Annotated in this window: 17 protein-coding genes and 1 other annotated feature; of the genes, 14 read left to right on the top strand and 3 right to left on the bottom strand. The window is 27.8% G+C overall.

The window, feature by feature from the left end:
* The first annotated feature begins 96 nt into the window (after window positions 1-96).
* The 4 genes from ACQPVP_RS15530 (at window position 97) to ACQPVP_RS15515 (ending at window position 10296) form a co-directional block, all read left to right on the top strand.
* Window positions 97-1008, top strand: coding sequence for a M15 family metallopeptidase (locus tag ACQPVP_RS15530; protein WP_430841317.1), 912 nt, complete (start codon window positions 97-99; stop codon window positions 1006-1008).
* Between the two features lie 207 nt (window positions 1009-1215).
* Window positions 1216-3336: an anaerobic ribonucleoside-triphosphate reductase gene (gene nrdD, locus ACQPVP_RS15525; RefSeq protein WP_430851470.1), complete on the top strand. Its 2121-nt coding sequence runs from the start codon at window positions 1216-1218 to the stop codon at window positions 3334-3336.
* Between the two features lie 11 nt (window positions 3337-3347).
* Window positions 3348-3848 (top strand): anaerobic ribonucleoside-triphosphate reductase activating protein, encoded by a 501-nt coding sequence (gene nrdG, locus ACQPVP_RS15520; protein ID WP_430851468.1) that lies wholly within the window; start codon window positions 3348-3350, stop codon window positions 3846-3848.
* Window positions 3849-4446: 598 nt separating this feature from the next.
* Window positions 4447-10296: a 5'-nucleotidase C-terminal domain-containing protein gene (locus ACQPVP_RS15515; RefSeq protein WP_430851466.1), complete on the top strand. Its 5850-nt coding sequence runs from the start codon at window positions 4447-4449 to the stop codon at window positions 10294-10296.
* A gap of 121 nt (window positions 10297-10417) precedes the next feature.
* Here the strand turns inward: ACQPVP_RS15515 and ytaF are convergent, their stop codons facing one another.
* Window positions 10418-11041: a sporulation membrane protein YtaF gene (gene ytaF, locus ACQPVP_RS15510; protein WP_430851464.1), complete on the bottom strand. Its 624-nt coding sequence runs from the start codon at window positions 11039-11041 to the stop codon at window positions 10418-10420.
* Between the two features lie 158 nt (window positions 11042-11199).
* Here ytaF and ACQPVP_RS15505 point away from each other — a divergent pair, with 158 nt between their 5' ends.
* The 5 genes from ACQPVP_RS15505 to ACQPVP_RS15485 all read left to right on the top strand — a co-directional run bounded on the left by ACQPVP_RS15505 (window position 11200) and on the right by ACQPVP_RS15485 (window position 15294).
* A complete protein-coding gene (locus ACQPVP_RS15505; RefSeq protein WP_430841311.1) occupies window positions 11200-11469 on the top strand; it encodes a DUF1292 domain-containing protein in 270 nt (89 codons plus the stop codon).
* 12 nt (window positions 11470-11481) lie between these two features.
* On the top strand, window positions 11482-11880 hold the full coding sequence (locus ACQPVP_RS15500) for a hypothetical protein (RefSeq protein ID WP_430841310.1): 399 nt from the start codon (window positions 11482-11484) through the stop codon (window positions 11878-11880).
* Window positions 11881-12726: 846 nt separating this feature from the next.
* The gene (locus tag ACQPVP_RS15495; protein WP_430841309.1) at window positions 12727-12918 is read left to right on the top strand and encodes a DUF896 domain-containing protein; all 192 of its coding nucleotides are present in this window, start codon (window positions 12727-12729) and stop codon (window positions 12916-12918) included.
* Between the two features lie 13 nt (window positions 12919-12931).
* Window positions 12932-13840, top strand: a complete 909-nt coding sequence (gene hprK, locus ACQPVP_RS15490; RefSeq protein ID WP_430851462.1) for an HPr(Ser) kinase/phosphatase — start codon at window positions 12932-12934, stop codon at window positions 13838-13840.
* 56 nt (window positions 13841-13896) lie between these two features.
* Complete coding sequence (locus ACQPVP_RS15485; protein WP_430851460.1) at window positions 13897-15294, top strand: aminopeptidase; 1398 nt, start codon at window positions 13897-13899, stop codon at window positions 15292-15294.
* 130 nt (window positions 15295-15424) lie between these two features.
* Here ACQPVP_RS15485 and ACQPVP_RS15480 read toward each other — a convergent pair whose 3' ends face one another.
* Window positions 15425-15670, bottom strand: a complete 246-nt coding sequence (locus ACQPVP_RS15480) for a spore coat protein (RefSeq protein ID WP_430851458.1) — start codon at window positions 15668-15670, stop codon at window positions 15425-15427.
* A 15-nt stretch (window positions 15671-15685) separates the two neighbouring features.
* Window positions 15686-15859: a hypothetical protein gene (locus ACQPVP_RS15475; protein ID WP_430851456.1), complete on the bottom strand. Its 174-nt coding sequence runs from the start codon at window positions 15857-15859 to the stop codon at window positions 15686-15688.
* Between the two features lie 108 nt (window positions 15860-15967).
* Window positions 15968-16189 (top strand) — a binding site (T-box leader).
* Between the two features lie 171 nt (window positions 16190-16360).
* Between ACQPVP_RS15475 and aspS the strand changes: the two genes are divergently transcribed.
* The 5 genes from aspS to ACQPVP_RS15450 all read left to right on the top strand — a co-directional run bounded on the left by aspS (window position 16361) and on the right by ACQPVP_RS15450 (window position 19375).
* Window positions 16361-17647 carry an aspartate--tRNA(Asn) ligase gene (gene aspS / locus ACQPVP_RS15470; protein WP_430851455.1) on the top strand — a complete coding sequence of 429 codons (1287 nt, stop codon included), beginning with the start codon at window positions 16361-16363 and terminating at the stop codon, window positions 17645-17647.
* A 178-nt stretch (window positions 17648-17825) separates the two neighbouring features.
* On the top strand, window positions 17826-18002 hold the full coding sequence (locus ACQPVP_RS15465) for a hypothetical protein (RefSeq protein ID WP_430851453.1): 177 nt from the start codon (window positions 17826-17828) through the stop codon (window positions 18000-18002).
* A gap of 66 nt (window positions 18003-18068) precedes the next feature.
* Window positions 18069-18182: an RNA polymerase sigma factor gene (locus ACQPVP_RS15460; RefSeq protein ID WP_430851451.1), complete on the top strand. Its 114-nt coding sequence runs from the start codon at window positions 18069-18071 to the stop codon at window positions 18180-18182.
* Window positions 18183-18198: 16 nt separating this feature from the next.
* The gene (locus tag ACQPVP_RS15455; RefSeq protein ID WP_430851449.1) at window positions 18199-18372 is read left to right on the top strand and encodes a zf-HC2 domain-containing protein; all 174 of its coding nucleotides are present in this window, start codon (window positions 18199-18201) and stop codon (window positions 18370-18372) included.
* 481 nt (window positions 18373-18853) lie between these two features.
* The gene (locus ACQPVP_RS15450) at window positions 18854-19375 is read left to right on the top strand and encodes a GNAT family N-acetyltransferase (RefSeq protein WP_430851447.1); all 522 of its coding nucleotides are present in this window, start codon (window positions 18854-18856) and stop codon (window positions 19373-19375) included.
* Window positions 19376-19463 lie beyond the last annotated feature (88 nt).

Genomic DNA, 19463 nt, shown 5'->3' with positions numbered 1-19463 from the left:
TAATTTTAAAAAATCTCAAATATAAATTTAAAATTATTTGAGTAGGATAAATTTTTTTAGGAATAATAAAATATAAATTTATATGTAGGTGATAATATGAGATATAAAGGATTTGTTATATTTACATTGTTTTTATTTAATATAATAACTATTAAACCTAAGGCTATAGATGAAAAAGATTCCTTATACATAGATAATTGTAAAAGGGATTTATTAGTTTTGATGATGGCTTATAGTGATGAGATAAGAGATATAGAGGTATCTGAAGATAACTACATATATCTGGTATTAAATAATAACAAAAAGATAATATATGATGATAAAAAAGAAAAAAACAAAAATGCAAAAATATTGGATGCAGATATTCAAGATACATTAGAAGATATATATCCTTTAGATAGTATAAACTCTGTATTAGAAGGAATGGATCCAGGGAGAGGAAGGTCATATACATTCCTTAATAGTATTTATGGAGGTAATCAAAATGAAATAGAGAAAAATCTAGACTTTTTCTCAACATATTGTGGAAATATAATGTTTAATAAAAAAGCTAAAGCAGGTGAAGCCTTAAAAAACGCTTTAAATGAAGCAAAAGAATTAGCAGATAAGGATAATAGAGTTAATAATTATATTTTCCCTATAAGTGGCAGTTATAATTATAGAGTTATTCAAGATACAGGAAGACTAAGCCCTCATGCTTATGGAATAGCCATTGATTTAAATAGAAATGATTCAGATTATTGGAAGTGGGTGGATAAATCTAAGGGAAGTAAAAGAATAGAGGAATATCCTAAGGAGTTAGTAAAAGTATTTGAGAATAATGGATTTATATGGGGAGGAAAGTGGGAGCATTTTGATATTTTACATTTTGAATATAGACCTGAAATCATACTAAAAAGTAAATTTTTTGGTGATACATCAAAGTCTAACAACAAGAAGTGGTATGAAGGCGCACCTTTAAATGATGAAATAGAAAATATAATAAATATTATAAATAGTAAACTATAATTTATTATAAAAAAGTAATTTTAAAAATTAGATATAGCTATAAAACAAAAGTAAATTAAGATAAGTGTAAATTCATAAAGATTCTTCAAGAAAATCACAGGTTGAAAAAATGCAAATAAAAAATTTTTGTTGTATAATTTAGAAATGCAATTATGAAGATATATTATAATTCAATTTTTAAAATTATTAAGGGGAGTGGATAAGTTAATGAAGGTTATAAAGAGAGATGGAAGTATTGTGGATTTTGATAAGGGAAAAATAAGATCAGCTATTACAAAAGCTATGAAAAATGGAAGTGGAATTTATTTAGGTGACATTGCAAAACTTATAGCCAATGATGCTGAAAAATATTTTAGTAAAGAAGGAGAAACTCCGACAATACATAAAATTGAATCATATGTTTATGATAGATTAGTTCATTATGGGCAAGCAGTTACTGCAAAATCGTATGAAGGATATAGAGCAGTACAAGAATTTAAAAGAAATACGAATACCACAGATAAAAGTATTTTAAGTCTTTTAAATAAAACTAATGAAGATGTAATTAAGGAGAATTCAAATAAAAATTCTGCTATAGCTGCAACTCAAAGAGATTTAATAGCTGGTGAAGTATCTAAAGATATATCTAGAAGAAGATTAATCCCAGCACATATAGTTCAAGCTCATGACGAGGGAATAATTCACTGGCATGATATGGATTATACACTTTCCCCAATTTTTAATTGTTGTTTGATTAACCTTGAAGATATGCTTGAAAATGGAACTGTTATTAATGATAAATTAGTAGAATCCCCAAAATCATTTGGAACAGCTTGTACGGTTACAACACAAATAATAGCTCAGGTTTCAAGTAACCAATATGGTGGACAAAGTATAACAGTAAAACATTTAGCAAAATATTTAAAAATTACAGAAGAAAAGGCATTTAGACATTATTTAGAGCTTTTAGGAGATGAAAATTTAGCAAAAAAACTTGCTTATGATATCAAAATGAAAGAGCTTAAAGATGGTGTTCAAACTATTAGATACCAATTATCTACTTTACAAACAACTAATGGCCAATCCCCCTTCTCAACTATTTATTTAGAAATAGAAGAAGGTCATCCTTATGAAGAAGAAATGGCTTTAATTTGTGAAGAAATGATAAAGCAAAGATTAGAGGGAATGAAAAATTATAAAGGACAAGAAATTGGAGAAGCTTTTCCAAAACTTGTATACTTACTAGATGAGCATAATTGTTTAGAAGGCGGAAAATACGATTATATAACTAAGTTAGCAGCAAAATGTACTGCAAGAAGATTAGTTCCTGATTATCAATCAGCAAAGATAATGAGACAAAACTATGAAGGAAATGCATTTCCACCAATGGGATGTAGATCTCATTTATCACCATGGAAAGATGGAAATGAAAATTATAAATGGTACGGCAGATTCAATCAAGGAGTAGTAAGCTTAAATTTACCACAAATAGCTATTATAGCAGATGGTGATATGGAGTTATTCTGGGATATGTTAAATCAAAGATTAGAGTTATGTAAGGAAGCATTATTAACTAGACATAATATGCTTTTAGGAACTTATTCAGACGTTTCACCTATACATTGGCAACATGGTGCTATTGCTAGGTTAGAGAAGGGTGAAAAGATTGATAAGTTATTAAAGGGTGGTTATTCAACTTTATCATTAGGATATGTTGGTATTCATGAAATGGTTCAAGCAATGATTGGAGAATCTCATACTAGCGAAAATGGTGAAAAGTTTGCTTTAGAAGTTATGAATCACATGAATGATAAATGTCAAGAATGGAAAGAACAAACAGGATTAGGATTTAGCTTATATGGTACACCTGCAGAAAATTTAATATATAGATTCTGTAAACTAGATAAAGCAAGATTTGGAATAATACCAAATGTAACTGATAAATTATATTATACTAATTCTTATCATGTTCATGTTTGTGAAGAAATAGATGCCTTTAGTAAATTAAAATTTGAATCTCAATTCCATGGTATTAGTTTAGGTGGATGTATATCTTATGTAGAAGTGCCTGATATGAGTAAGAATTTAGATGCTGTTGAACAAATAATTAATTTTATATATCATAATATTCAATATGCAGAAATTAATACAAAGCCAGATATATGTTATAAATGTGGATATACTGGAGAAATTAAACTTGATGATGATTTAACTTGGTATTGTCCATCTTGTGGAAATAGAGATGAATCAGAAATGCAAGTTATGAGAAGAACCTGTGGATATATAGGTACGAATTTTTGGAATAAAGGTAGAACTGCAGAAATAGGAGATAGAGTATTACATTTATAAGGATGATTTAAATGAATTATGCAAAAATTAGAAAATTTGATGTAAGTAATGGACCAGGAGTTAGAACAACCTTATTTGTTAGTGGATGCACTAACAATTGTGAAGGATGCTTTAATAAAGATTTACAAGACTTTAATTATGGTGAAATATGGAATGAAGAAGTGGAAAATGATTTTATAAAACAAGTAAAAAGTCCTAACATAGTTGGAGTTAATATTTTAGGTGGAGAACCCATGGACCAAATCAAAGATAATGTATTATATAATTTATTAAAAAGAATAAAAGAGGAAACTAATAAAAGTATATGGATATGGTCAGGGTATCTTTATGAAGATATTATAGCTAATAAAGAAAGAAGCAATATTCTATCTTATGCAGATGTTTTGGTAGATGGAAGATTTGAACTAGATAAAAGAAATATTTCTTTGAAATATAGAGGTTCAAGCAATCAAAGGGTTATTGATATAGCTAAAAGTAAAAAATATAATAAAGTTATGGAAATTGAGATATAATATTAATGATTGGTAAAAGAATTTAATTAATAATGTAAAAGTATTTATATAATTTGTTTTTGAAAACTCCTAAGGGAGTTTTCTTTATTTCAAATTTAAAATATATAACTGTACACAAATATAAAATAATTGGATTATATATATGATTTTGTAATTTTATACAAAAAATAAAAGATATTGTAGCAAATAATACAGAATATTATAGTAACTGGGCATATAGTTCTACAGATACTAAAATGCAAAACCACCAGCTGAGCTGGTGGATTTTTATTTTTTCTAAGAAATTATAAAAATTTATTGTTTTAAAATAAATAAAAGTAGAAGTGTTTAACAAACACTACTTGTTTTTACATAATTTTCAATATTTAAGTGTTAAAATGAAGTTGATAAGATCAATTAGTTTAAATATTTCTTAATAGTTTTAACAAAAATAAAACCTTAAATTAACATATTTAATAATTATTAACTGAAATATAACTTATAAATCAACTTTTTATTGATAAAATTAGATTATAAAGTATTAAGGAGGTGTAAGGATAGAATTTAATTAATATTTATTATGAGTTATTAATATTTACTAAGCTTAAGGGGGAAAAAAATGAAAAAGCTTTTAAAAAGAAAATTGTTAAGCGGATTTTTAGCATTTGCTATGATGCTAGGATTAATAACAGTTCCTGTTAAGGAAGTTAAAGCTGAAGTAGCTACTTATGTTGTAATAAGTGAAGTATATGGAGGTGGAGGTAATGGTGGTGCAACTTATAAAAATGATTTTATAGAGTTATATAATCCAACAGATACCGATATTAATTTAACAGGATGGAAAGTTCAGTATTCAGCTAAAGCAGGCGGTTTTAGTGATCAAAATAATACTGAAATAAATGGTGTAATTAAGGGAAATGGATACTTCTTAATACAAGAAGCAAAAGGTTCTAATGGTAATGTTGATCTACCAACACCTGATGTAATTGGAAATATAGCAATGAGTGGTACTGACTGTAAAGTAAGACTTATTGATAATAATGGTAATGTAATAGATTTGGTTGGAATTGGAACAGCTAACGAAGCAGAAGGTAATAAAACTGCTAAAGGAATGAGTAACAGTAAAAGTGTCCAACGTAAAGATAATGATGGCAAAGATAATGGAATTACTAATGGATGGGATACTAATAATAACGAAGAGGATTTTTATTCTAAGGAGCCAACACCTAGAAATTCAGAATATTCAAGTGAAAGTGTAGAGCTAATTTCTTTAAAGGCTGATGAGAATATTAACTTAGAAGTTAGTGAAGTTAAACTTTTATTAGTTTCATATGAGCCAGAAAATACCACTGAAAAAGATGTGAAGTTTGAAAGTTTAAATGAAGAAATAGCAACTGTTGATAATGACGGTAATGTTACTGGTATTAAAGAAGGAGAAACTACAATAAAGGTAACATCAACTGCAAAAGAAAATATATCTGCAGAAATTAAGATAACTGTAGATAAGGCAGTAGATAAAAAAGGTCCTGAAATAACTAATATTTACCCAGCATCTGGACAAAATATCGGAAGTTTAAGGAAACCTGAAATTAAAGCAACTATAGTTGATGAATCAGGGGTTAATAAGGATTCTTTAAAATTATATTTAGATGGTAATCTTGTGATTTCTGAAATCAAAGATGATGTAATTACCTATCAAGTTGATAAAGAATTAGAAGATGGAAAACATACAATTAAAGTTGAAATTCAAGATCTTTTAGGAAATTTAGCAGAAAAAGAATGGAGATTTACTGTAGGAGAGGTAACTAAGAATTTGTATTTTGGTCAGTTACATTCTCATACTAACTTATCAGATGGAACAGGAACTGTAGATGAAGCATATCAATATGCAGAAAATATTGCAAATGTTGACTTTTTAGCAATAACAGACCATTCAAATTGGTTTGATAATGATACAAAGGCTAATATTACAGATGGATCAGCTAGTACAAAATGGAATACTGGAAAAGCTGCAGCAGATAAATATACTAAAAATGGTGAATTTGTTGCAATTTATGGATATGAAATGACTTGGTCTGGATCTACAGGTGGATATGGACACATAAATACTTTTAATACTGAAGGTTTTGAAACTAGAAGTAATAGTAAAATGGATTTACAATCTTACTACAATGTATTAAAAACACAATCTCAATCATTAGCACAATTTAATCATCCTGGAAAAACATTTGGAGATTTTAGTGATTTTGCATATTATGATGAAGCTATAGATAATGTAATTAATTTAATTGAAGTAGGAAATGGAGAAGGAGAAATTGGAAGTTCTGGGTATTTTCAATCTTATGAATATTATACTAGAGCACTAGATAAAGGATGGCATTTAGCCCCAACTAATAACCAAGATAATCATAAAGGAAAATGGGGAAATGCAAATACAGGAAGAACTGTTATAGAGGCTTCTGAGCTTACAAGGGAATCAATTTATGATGCAATAAGAGAAAAGAGAGTTTATGCAACAGAAGATGAAAATCTAAAAATTTCTTATGAAGTAAATGGAAATACTATGGGTTCAATATTACCTGATACTGATAATTTGAATTTTGAAGTTAATATTGAAGATATAGATGAAGGCGATAATATAAAGAATATATCTATTATAGGTGATGGTGGAAAAGTAATACAATCTATAGATAATGTTAATTCTAATAATAAGGAATGGAAATTCTCTTTGGATGAATCAACTAGCTCATATTATTATGTAAGAGTAGAACAAGTAGATAAAGATATAGCTGTAACTGCACCAGTATGGGTTGGAGAAAAAGAAAACTTCGGAATTTCTACAGTTGATAAAGATAGAGATGTTATCTTATCTGGAGAAACATTTAATATTAATACTAATATTTATAACAATGAAGGAAATTCAGTAAATAACATTAAAGTTGAATATTTCAAAAATGCTGAAGAAGAATCTTTTAAATCAGATACAATTGAATCAATAGAAGCAGGTAAAACATTTACTGCAGAGTTACCATATAGTTTTGATAAACCTGGTGATTATTCATTTACAGTAAAGGTATCTGCAACAATAAATGGAGTTTTGAAGGAATTTAAATCTTCAATTACCATAGAGGTACTTGGCGAAAATGAAGTATCAAAAGTTGTTATAGATGGATCACATCAAAATCAATATGTTACTGGTGATTATAAAGATAAAATTACTACTTTAACTGCGTTAATGGGACAAAATAATATAAAGGCGATAATTAATACTGAAAAATTAACTGATAAAGTATTGGAAGGTGCTTCATTATTAATTTTGTCAGATCCACAGAGTGTAGAAAAGAATGATTACGGATTATCTCCTCAAAAGTATAGTGAAGATGAATTAGATGCTATTGCTAGATTTGCTAAAAATGGAGGCAATATAATAATCACTTCCAAGGCAGATTATGGTGATGCTAAAGATGATTATGGAAATGCAGCACAAGGAAATGCTGTTCTTAATGCAATTGGATCGAAAATTAGGTTTAACGATGATCAAGCTACTGATGATGTTAATAATGGTGGACAGTCATATAGGTTATACTTTAATAATTATAATACTGAAAATTCATGGTTAACTGGAATTGATACTAGCAAAAATTATAGCTTTTATAGTGGTTCTACATTAATAATACCACAGGATATGTCAAATATAGATGTGTTAGTAAAAGGCCATGAAACTACCTATGGAAATGATGCTGATAATCAAGGGGATAATGAAGTAGTAGAAAAAGGCGATGTGGCGGCTTTAGCAGTAGAAACCTTAAGTAATGGTACAAAAGTATTTGTTTCAGGTGCAACATTCTTCTCAAATTTTGAAATGGATGGATTAGATTATTCTAATTATCAAATAACAGAAAAGCTTATAAAGGAATTAGCTCCTTTACCAGAAATACCTGTAAGTAAAATTGAAGATGCGAGAATAGATGCAGATAATAATAATATTCCAGATAAATTTGGCGAAACAGTAGTTGTAGAAGGGTATGTAACATCAGCTTCTAATACTGCAGCACCTGGAAATTCATTCTTTGACGTAATATATATTCAAGATGACACAGCAGGTTTAACAGTATTTGGAGTTTCTGGTTTAGATATTAAGCTTGGACAAAAGGTTAGAATTAAAGGAAAGGTTTCATCTTATTTAAATGATGCGCAAATATCAATAAAGAATGAAAATACAGATGTAAAAATAATAGATGAAAATATAAAATTAAAAGCTCCAATTAAACTTTCTACTAATGATAGTATGTTAGAGGAAAAAGAAGGTCTTTTAGTTAGTGTAGAAGGAAAGGTTACTAGAATTGAAGGACAAAATATTTTTGTGGATGATGGTTCTGGAGAATCAAGAGTATATGTTGAGGGATATGTAAGAAGTAGCGAAAACCCTGGAGTAAATGATGAGTGGAAATCTAGAGTTAGTGTTGGAGATACTATTTCAGCAATAGGACTTGCATCAGAAGATCCAGAAGGACATAGATTAAGAGTTAGAGATTCAGCAGAAATAGTATTATTAAATGATAAAGATTTAGAAATTACATTATTCCATACAAATGATAGTCATGGAAGAGTTATAAAAGATAGTAGTATTATTGGTATAGATGTAATATCTGCAATAAAGAAAAGCACAGCAAATTCACTTCTTTTAGATGCAGGGGATACACTTCATGGATTACCATTTGCAACCTTAAATAAGGGTGAAGATATTGTTTCTTTAATGAAGTTAGCAGGATATGATGCTATGGCACCTGGAAACCATGACTTTAATTATGGATATGAAAGGTTATTGGAATTAAGAGATATAGCAGCTCAAGGTGATAATGAATTTTCTATAATTTCATCAAATGTAATGAAAGGAAATGAATCTTTACTTGATTCTAATATAATAAAGGAAGTTCAAGGAGTTAAGATTGGTATATTTGGATTATCAACACCAGAAACTGCTTATAAGACTAATCCAAATAATGTTATAGGAATTGATTTTACTGATCCAGTTGAATCTGCTAAAAAGCAAGTTGAAGAATTAAAGAAAAATGGTGCAGATATAATAGTTGCATTAGCTCATATCGGTATAGATGAATCTAGCGAAGTAGTATCTACTATGGTTGCAGATCAAGTTGATGGAATAGATGTAATAATAGATGGACATAGTCATAGTGAATTATCAGAAGGAATTACTACTGAAAATGGAACTTTAATCGCAAGTACTGGTGAATATGAAAATAATTTAGGAAAAGTAGTACTTACTATTGATAAGGATTCAAATAAGATAGTTAATAAAGTAGCTAGTTTAATTTCAAAATCTGAAACTACTGAAATTCAAGCTGATGAGGCAGTAACAAATAAAATTACAGAAATAAACAATGAACAAAGTGATATTTTATCTAAGGTTGTTGGTAATTCTAAAGTTCATTTAGAGGGATCTAGGGAATTCTCAAGAACTCAAGAAACAAACCTTGGAAATTTAATAACTGATGCAATGTTAAATGAAACAGGAGCAGAAATTGCTATTACTAATGGTGGAGGAATTCGTGACAGTATAGATGAAGGAGAAATTACCAAAGGTGAAATTATAAAAGTTCTACCATTTGGAAACTATATAGTAACAAAAGCTTTAACAGGAGCACAAATTAAAGAAGTTTTAGAACATGGAGTTAAGGCTTATCCATCAACTGCAGGACACTTCCCTCAGGTTGCCGGAATAAACTTTGTATTTGATGAAACAAAAGAAGCTGGAAGTAGGATAGTTGGGATTACCATAAATGGAAAGCCTATAGAAATGGATAAAATATATGTAGTTGCAACTAATGATTTTATGGCAGCTGGAGGAGATGAATATCCTCATTTTGCTAATGTTCCTACAATAAATGAATATAAGTCATTAGAAGAAGCTTTAGAAACTTATATTAATAAATTAGGGGATATAGATTATTCTATTCAAGGAAGAATTAAAGTAGCTAAGAATACAGCACCAAACATAGTTGCTAATGATGTAATTATAAATGTTAGTGATAAATTCGATCCGTTAAAAGATGTAACAGCAATTGATAATGAAGATGGGGATATAACTAGTTGGATTAAACTTATTGAAAATACTGTTGATTTAGAGAAAGCTGGGGAGTATAAACTTGTTTATGAAGTGGCAGATAGTCAAAATGAAGTAACTAGATTAGAAGTAAAAGTTACTGTAAAAGAATCTCAAGAAATTGAGAAGCCAGATGATAATAAACCAGGTGAAATCAAACCAGATACTTCAAATCCAAGTGATGATAAAACAGAAGAATCTAAGCAGGAATCAGGGAATAATGATAAATTACCAGCAACAGGAGGAAATAATCCAATTTATTTATTCTTAATATCTATGATAATAATAGGAGCTGGTACAAATTTAGCTGTAAAGAGAAAAAATAAAGAAGTAATAAATAAATAATAAAAAAGGTGTAGGGATTTTTATAATTATAAGGTCCTTACACCTTTTTTACTATTTAAAAATTTTAAAAAAGTTAAATTTGCAGATAAATTTAAAATGCATAGATATAATTAATTATTTACTAAAATACTCTTAAGAAAGCTAAAATAATCAACATTAACCCTGATAACCATGAAAGGTTTAAATTTGTACTTTCAACAAATTTCCTTCCAATATATGAACCTAGCAAAATAAGTGTTAAACCTATAAAAATTGAAAAAATAAATACTTGAATATAATTAATTGTTAAGAGACTACTACCAAAACCTACAGCTAAACTATCTAAGGATAAGGCAAAAGCTAAGTACATTGCTTCTTTTGAAGTCAATATATTAGATTTGTCAAAGTCAGCTTTAGTTTCATCAGCATAGACTTGTAGCACAAAATTAAAATCAAATAATTTAAATTTAAAAGGAGATAATTTTTTGGATTTTTTATTAATATACGATTTTAATAATCCCTCAAATAATCTATATATTCCCAACAAAAATAATATAATAAAGCTAATAATTTTTGCTATGTTCAATGAAATGTAACCTTTAATCAAGCCTCCAACTATTAAAGAAATTCCAAGCATGGTAGATGAAATTATGTCTACTATCAATGCGGAACTAAATGGTATTTTGATTTTACTTGTCCCATATGAAATACTTGCTAGGAATGAATCTATTGATACAGATAAAACTAATAATAATGTTTCTAGCATAAATAATCCTCTGAAAATACATTGATACTTTATAATATTGAAATAAAGACATAAAGTTACATTAAATAATTTTATATATAAAAAAATACTTAAAGTACTAGAAAAAAATATGTTTTATATATAAAATATAATGGACAATTAACATGAAGGAGAATAATATGGATAAAAAGGATTTAAATATAAGTGAAGAAGAAAAGGTAATAATGAGCTTTTTAGATGAAAATGGGGAAAAAGTTGATTTTGAAGCAGTAGCAAAGGTTTACTTAAAAGAAGTAGAATATTTACTTTTAGCACCAGTGGATGAAGAAAGTGAAGATGTATACGTATTTAGAGTAGATGAAGTTGATGGAAAAGAAGAACTAAATTTAGTTGAAGATGATAAAGAATTCCTTGCTGTAAAAAAGGAATATAAAAAACTATTATATTAATTGGAGGTTATTATGGAGAGCAATAAAATAATAGAAATACTAGAAGAAAATAATTTAACTGAAATTGAAGAATTAAAAAATGAAGATGGAGTTTGTCTTGTTAAATTTTTCTTAGATTTTGATGAAGATGTATTAAGTGCTGCAAGAAGCTATTCAAATGAAGAAAGTGATTATGAAGAGGAAAGCAACGAGTGGTATAAGGAATACTTTATTCCATACCTTTATGATTATGGAAATGATGAAGTTGTTGATATAATTGAAGAAATAGTTGAGGAGTTAGATATTGCTGGAGAAGTTATGGCTTTTCAAATGAATTCAACTAGTTATGAATTTATGCAGTTTATGGCTTTATTTACTGATGAAGACCAAGATTTAACTATAGAAGACGTAGCAAAAGAATATATATGTTAAAAATTCACTTTTTATAAAAAACATTCTATTGCATTAGTATAAAACTATGATATAATAAAATCATAATAAATCCTGAGATGTGCGCTTAGCTTATAATATTCAACCTACATAGAATATACGGGATTTGCAACAACTAAGAGTATGTCGGGCTCCAGTAATTCGCATTAATGTGGCAGGAGAGGACAGATAGTTTAGTGAGCTTAACCCACCTGCGAGGAGCAGGTATGAATATATAGGTGACCGGCATGTTGGGAATATATATGTATTTAATACCTCAAGATATGAGGTATTTTTTTATTAAAAAAATAATGATAGAATTTTTAAAAGTGATTAATAGAAAGAGCATACATAATAAGAGAATAGTAAAGTGATTAAGCAACCTTTTTTAATTGGTTGCTATATAAGTTTTTTCTTGAATATCTATTATAGATACTTTTTTGGGATTTGCTAATTAACTTGTCCAAGTCTTGAGAAATATATATAATTATTCTATTACTAGGAGAAAGGTATCTTAATAAAAAATTAAGTAGAGCCTTTTTAAACAATATTTTCTTTTTATATTTTTTTGTCATATCAAACACCACCATCTATTTACAAAATATTTCTTCTTGTAACAATATTATACCAAAAAGTGTAAATATGTAAAACAAAACTGTAAAACAAAAAACTACAAAATATAGTAAATTTTTACTTGAAAAAATTGTATTTTGTTGAAATAAGAAAAAAAGTCTTATTTTAAGAGATGGTGTAAATAATTACAGATGTCGAAATTATATAAGTTGATATTAGATAAAAATGAAGGTAAAATATATAGAAAGAGTGATTTTAAGAAAGGATGAACTAAAGATGGATTATGAAAATATGAAAATTGATGATGTAATTAAGAGAATTAATGAACTTTACAAAAAAAGTAAAGAAGAAGGTTTAAATGAAAGTGAAAAGGAAGAACAACAAAAATTAAGAAGAAGATATATTGATAGTGTAAAAAATAATTTTAGAGCTCAATTAGAGACGGTAGAACTTAAAAAAAGAAATTAAAGGGTGATAAATTTTGTCAGTTACAGTTGAAAAATTAATTAAAGATTTTGATTTAGAAGTCTTATCAGAGGGTGAAAAAGACATAGAGGTTGCAGTTAATGATATAAATAGACCAGGGTTACAATTAGCGGGATTTTACAATTACTTTGCACCTGAAAGAATTCAAGTTATAGGAAAAGCTGAATGGAGTTTTTTAGAAACTATGGGAATCGAGCTTAGAAAAAAAAGAATAGATAAATATTTCAGCTTTAATTTAAAGTGCTTAATTATAACTAGAGATTTAGAACCACAAGAAGAGTTATTGAAGGCTGCATTAAAAAATAAAGTTTGGCTACTTAGAACTAACTTTGTAACAACTAAGTTTATGAGTAAATTAACTATATATCTTGCTGGCCAGCTAGCTCCGGAAACTAGACTTCATGGAGTGTTAGTAGATGTATCAGGAATTGGGATATTAATAACCGGAGAAAGTGGAATTGGGAAAAGTGAAACAGCTCTTGAACTTATAAAAAGGGGTCATAGATTAGTAACTGATGATGCTGTAGATATAAGAGAAGTAGATGGTGAGCTTATAGGAAAGTCTCCAAGAATTACAATTGGAATGTTAGAGGTAAGAGGTATAGGAATTATAGATGTTGCATCCCTTTATGGATTAAGCTCTGTGCTTCCTGAAAAAGACATACAACTTCTTATGCATTTTGAACATTGGAAGGATGACGGAGATTATGATAGACTAGGATTAAATGATGAGCGTCAAGATATACTGGGGGTTAAAGTTAAAAAGTTAAGGATTCCAGTAAGACCAGGTAGAAATATTGCAGTAATTATAGAAGCTGCTGCTGTTAATTATAGACATTCTCTTATGTCTGAAGTAACTCCAGTAGATATAATTGAAAGCAGAATGGATAAGATAATAGAATAAAACAAAATATAAATATAGAAAATAAAAAATATAAAATATAAAATATGGAGGATAATATGGGTAAGAATGAAGAAAAGAAAAGTCCTTGGTTAAAATATCAAGGAGAAAAAAGAGAAGAGTTATTTGATTTTTGTAAGGGATATATAGATTATATGTCACTATGCAAAACAGAAAGAGAATGTGTATTAACTAGTATAGACATGGCAACAGCTCTTGGATTTAGGGATTTAGAAGAGGTTATAGAAAATAAAGAAATCTTAAAGCCTGGTGATAAGGTTTATTTAAACAATAAGGATAAGTCTTTAGCCTTATTCATAATTGGTGAAGAGCCAATGGAAAAGGGGCTAAGAATTATAGGTTCACATGTTGACTCACCAAGATTAGATTTAAAACAAAATCCATTATATGAAGATACAGATTTAGCTATGATGGAAACTCACTATTATGGTGGAGTTAAAAAATATCAATGGGTTACACTTCCATTAGCATTACATGGAGTTGTAGTTAAGAAAGATGGAACTAAGATAGATGTAGTAATTGGAGAAGATGATACAGATCCAGTAGTAGGAATTTCAGATTTATTAATACATTTATCACAAGATCAACTTCAAAAGAAGGCTAATGTGGTAATTGAAGGTGAAGATTTAAATATATTAGTTGGAAGTATTCCATTAGAAGGTGAAGAAAAAGATGCTGTTAAAGCTAATATTCTAAACATATTAAAAGAAAAATATGATTTTGATGAAGAAGACTTTATTTCTGCTGAAATCGAAGTTGTACCAGCTGGAAGAGCTAGAGAATATGGTTTAGATAGAAGTATGGTAATGGCTTATGGTCAAGACGATAGAGTATGTGCTTATACATCTTTAATGGCAATGTTAGATGTAGATAAAACTAAGTATACTAGTGTAGTATTATTAGTTGATAAAGAAGAAGTTGGTAGTAATGGTGCTACAGGAATGCACTCAAGATTCTTTGAAAATGCAGTGGCAGAAGTTATGGATAGACTTGGAGAGTATTCAAGTTTAGCCTTAAGAAGAACTTTATCAAATTCTAAGATGCTATCTTCAGATGTATCAGCAGCATTTGATCCTAATTATCCATCTGTAATGGAAAGAAAAAACTCTGCTTACTTTGGAAAAGGCCTAGTATTTAATAAATATACTGGAGCTAGAGGTAAGTCAGGATGTAATGATGCAAATCCAGAATATATTGCATGGCTTAGAAATATAATGGATAAGAATGATGTTGTATATCAAACTGCTGAACTTGGAAAAGTAGATCAAGGCGGTGGTGGAACTATAGCTTATATATTAGCAGAATATAATATGGAAGTTATAGATTGTGGAGTAGCATTACAAAACATGCATGCACCTTGGGAAATAGCAAGTAAATTAGATATTTATGAAGCTATGAAGGGGTACAAAGCCTTTTTATTAGAAGATGAAGAGTAGATAAATTTGTATAATTACAATTTTACTTTTTAAGTATTACTGGAAATTTTATTTCCAGTAATACTTTTTTACATGTAGAAAAGTATAAAAATAGTATTATATAAATAAATTTTATAATTTTCTTGATATTTTATTGAAAAGTAAACTTTTGTTTTGCTTGGTCAATTTTTTGTTGCTCTACTTGTTCTACTGGATACCATCCTTTGGCTTCCATCTTCTTATAAACTTCATGTTGAATCTTTAAAGTTTCATGTAATAAATCATGAAACACTTGATGAATATTTTCTGTAGAAGCTTCAGTAGTAGCATGTAGATATAGGTCAGTTGCACCCTTAGTTAATTGAAGGATGTTTTCAAATAAACATTTATCATCCATGTATAATCCCTCCTTTTAAAGTAATGAAAATAGTTTGCCGAATAATTCTTTATGTTTAGCCTCATATTGAGCAATTAATGTTTTTAATTCGGCATCTTGTAGTTTAGTTGCTGTTTCTTTACAGATAGTTTCCATAAATTTTTCGTGTCCTAATCCATCAGTAATATATAATAATTCTTTTGATGTCATATTACTCACCTCCAATCTTAGTATGTATTAATGGATAAAAATATATTCTACACAATATTTTTAAATCTATATTGACAAATCTTACAAAAAGGAATATTATAAATAAAAGTAAATTCAAAGAAGGGAAGAGTAGATATATATTTTAATTCTTAGCGAGTGAAGGATGGTGAAAGCTTCATAATTAGGTAGTATCGAAAGACATCCTGGAGAAGCTTATCTGAAATATAGTAGGGTAAGACGTGTTCTAGCGTTAATAGATTTAAGATAGTTTTAATATATTATATTAGACTAAATTAGGATGGTACCGTGAACTAAACCTTCACTCCTATAAAGGAGTGAAGGATTTTTTAAATTTGGGCCCAATTATAGTTCCTGTATACTCTAATAAGTTTATATAATATTTAAAACTAAAAAGGGTGGTACCGCGTCTTTTCGCCCCTTAGGCATTATTGCTTAAGGGGATTTTTGTTTTTTAATGTTTATATAAAGAGAGGAGACAATATGGAAAGAATTATAGTAAGAAATATTAATGAATATATAAATAAAAAAATTAAATTAGAGGGATGGATATATAGAATAAGAAAATTAAAAGAAATAACTTTTTTAGTTATTAGAGATAGATCTGGTTTAGTACAATGTGTAATAGACAATAAAAATATAAATTTAAATAATATTAAACTAGAGTCCGTAGTAAGTGTTATAGGAGAAGTAAAAGAAAGTAAAAATTCTTTAAATTCCTTTGAAATTCTAGCTGAAAATATTGAGGTTATTAGTGAGGCTTTTGAACTTCCAATAGAAATTAATAAAAAAGAATATAATGTAAACTTAGAAACTACCCTAAACAATAGGTTATTAAGTTTGAGACATGAGAAAATAAATTCTATTTTTAAAATACAAAATATAATAGTCCAAAGCTTTAGAGAATTTTTAATAAAAAAAGATTTCACTGAAATTTTCACTCCTAAAATAGTGGCAGAAGGTGCTGAAGGTGGAACAGAACTATTTAAAGTTGAATATTTTGAAAAGCAAGCTTATCTTGCACAAAGTCCTCAATTCTATAAGCAAATGATGGTAGGAGCAGGGTTCGAAAGAGTTTTTGAAGTTGCCCATGTTTATAGAGCGGAAGAGCATAACACAAGTAGACATTTAAATGAGTATGTTAGTATGGACTTAGAATTTGGGTTCATTAATGATGAATATGACATAATTAATTTAGAAGAAGATCTTATAAAATATATTTTAAATTCTATAGAAGAAAAGGGAATAAAATATTTAGAGGTATTAAATGCTACACTTCCTAAAATAAATGGGAATATACCTAGGATTGAGTTAAATGAAGCAATTAGAATAATTGAAGAAAGGTATAATAAAAAGGGCTTAGAGGGAGATTTAGATCCTGAAGGAGAAAAGCTTATATGTAAGTATGCAAAAGAAGAATTAGGATGTGATTTTATATTCATAACTAACTATCCAAGAGAAAAGAGACCTATGTATGCAATGCCACTTGGAGAAGAAGGAACAAGAAGTTTTGACTTATTATTTAGAGGAGTTGAAATTACTACAGGTGGAGAAAGAATTAATGACTATAATATGTTAATAAATAATATAAAAGCGAAGGGATTAGAATCTAAAAATTATGAAAGCTATACAGAAGTCTTTAAATATGGAATGCCTAAGCATGGTGGCTTAGCAATAGGTTTAGAAAGAATTACAGCACAATTATTAGGCCTAAATAATGTTAGAGAAGCATCACTAATTCCAAGAGATAGAACTAGAATAACACCATAAGAGAAGAGTATATAAAAGATATCTATTTAATAGTTGAATGAAATAGATATCTTTTTATATTTAAGTTGTCCTAATATTTATTAAACATAAGTATTAAGATAATAGTAGATTAAAAAAGAAAAAGTATTATGGAAAAATATGTTATAATATTGTAGTTACGTTCTTTAGGGAGGTTAATATGAAAAAAGTAATATTAAGTATTATTTCAGTAACAATTTTAGTTATAGTATTAGTGATTTTTAAACTAATAAATTTACGAAGTGAATTTGAAAAATATATAAGTAGTGTAAGTGGAGGAAGTAAAATACCTACAGTAGAGAAAGATACTTATGATGCAATATATTTAAAAAATTAAAAAATATAAAATGTTTGTAACGATTTTACTTTTTTATTGTCTTATAGGTAAAGGGGGGGAAGTAATGTGTATTTTGAAGAGATATATGAGAGATATTTTAAAGAAGTTTATTGCTTTTCTCTGAAATTATGTAAAAATCAGGAATTAGCAGAAGAAATAACTCAAGAATATTTCATGTAGAATTATTGAAAAATTATTGCCATTGTATGTAGATGATATATGTAGTGAGAAAAGTAAGAAATATATTGAATCACACATATCAACATGTGAGGAATGCCATAAGAAACTGAAAGAAATGAAGTATAGTATACCAAAATATGAGATACAAAACAATATTGATGATGGAGCTATGCTAAAAAAAGTTATCTGATACTTGGAAAGCTAAAACTAAGTTAAATATTAAATCAAGTATATTCTGTATTATTATTTATGTGCTTACTATTGGAACATTATTTATTTCACAAATTGGAGAGCAAGGATATTATCGATTTGAAATAAAACATATGCTTGCTTCAAATATAGCTAATTTTATTTTCTATATGGTTTTTGGAGCTTTTATAACTTATCTTGCTTGTAGACAAAAAGGATCATCCAAAACCAATATACTTGAATTAATAATAATAGGAATACCATCTATATTAATGGCATTAAATGTTTTTATTGATTTCTATTACCACTTAGATTTCCTTCATTCATTGTAAATAATTCACTAACAATTTCAAAAATAGGATGTATTTTATTAGGATGTGAAATAGCAAGAGTAATTAAGAATAGTAAAAGTAAATAATATTATATTTTGAAAAAATGCAATAACTAGTTCCTGATATTTGTTATTAAAAGGGGGAGAGGTTGTGAGTTTTATTAATAGTGATACATTAATAATAAGATCATGGAAATTTGATTCATTTAAGGAGAAGATAGATACTATGTTTGAATTCTATGATAAATTTAATGAATTATCAAATGAAATTATATTTTTAAAAATAATACAGAAATTTGAAGGTAATGAATTAATGATACCATTTTATTATTATGATATTTATGAGAAAAAGTCTAATAAAAAGGTTGGAAAAATTAGTATAAGAATAGGTGATAATTATCATTCATATTTTAATGGACATATAGGTTATGAAATAGATAAGGAATTTAGAGGTAATTATTATTCATTATATGCATCAAAATTAGTTTTACAAGTAGCAAAAGAGTACGGAATGAGAAGAGTTTATTTAACATGTAATGAGGCAAATATAGCATCAAGGAAAATAATTGAAGCTTTAGGATGTAAGTTAATACAAATAATTGATGTACCAAAAGATTATTTTGGATGGCATGAAGGAATAGAGAAACAGTGTATATACGAATTAATATTATAATAAGCATTTATAGTATTAAAAAGTAATAAAAATGTTTTATTAGATAAGACAATTAGAAAAAATTATATTTTTAATAAAGTCAAAATAT

It is taken from the genome of Clostridium nigeriense, assembly GCF_050585265.1.
GTDB lineage: Bacteria > Bacillota > Clostridia > Clostridiales > Clostridiaceae > Clostridium > Clostridium nigeriense_B.
Note: the sequence above shows the minus strand (reverse complement) of the source record. Positions and strands in the feature narration are given on the sequence as shown.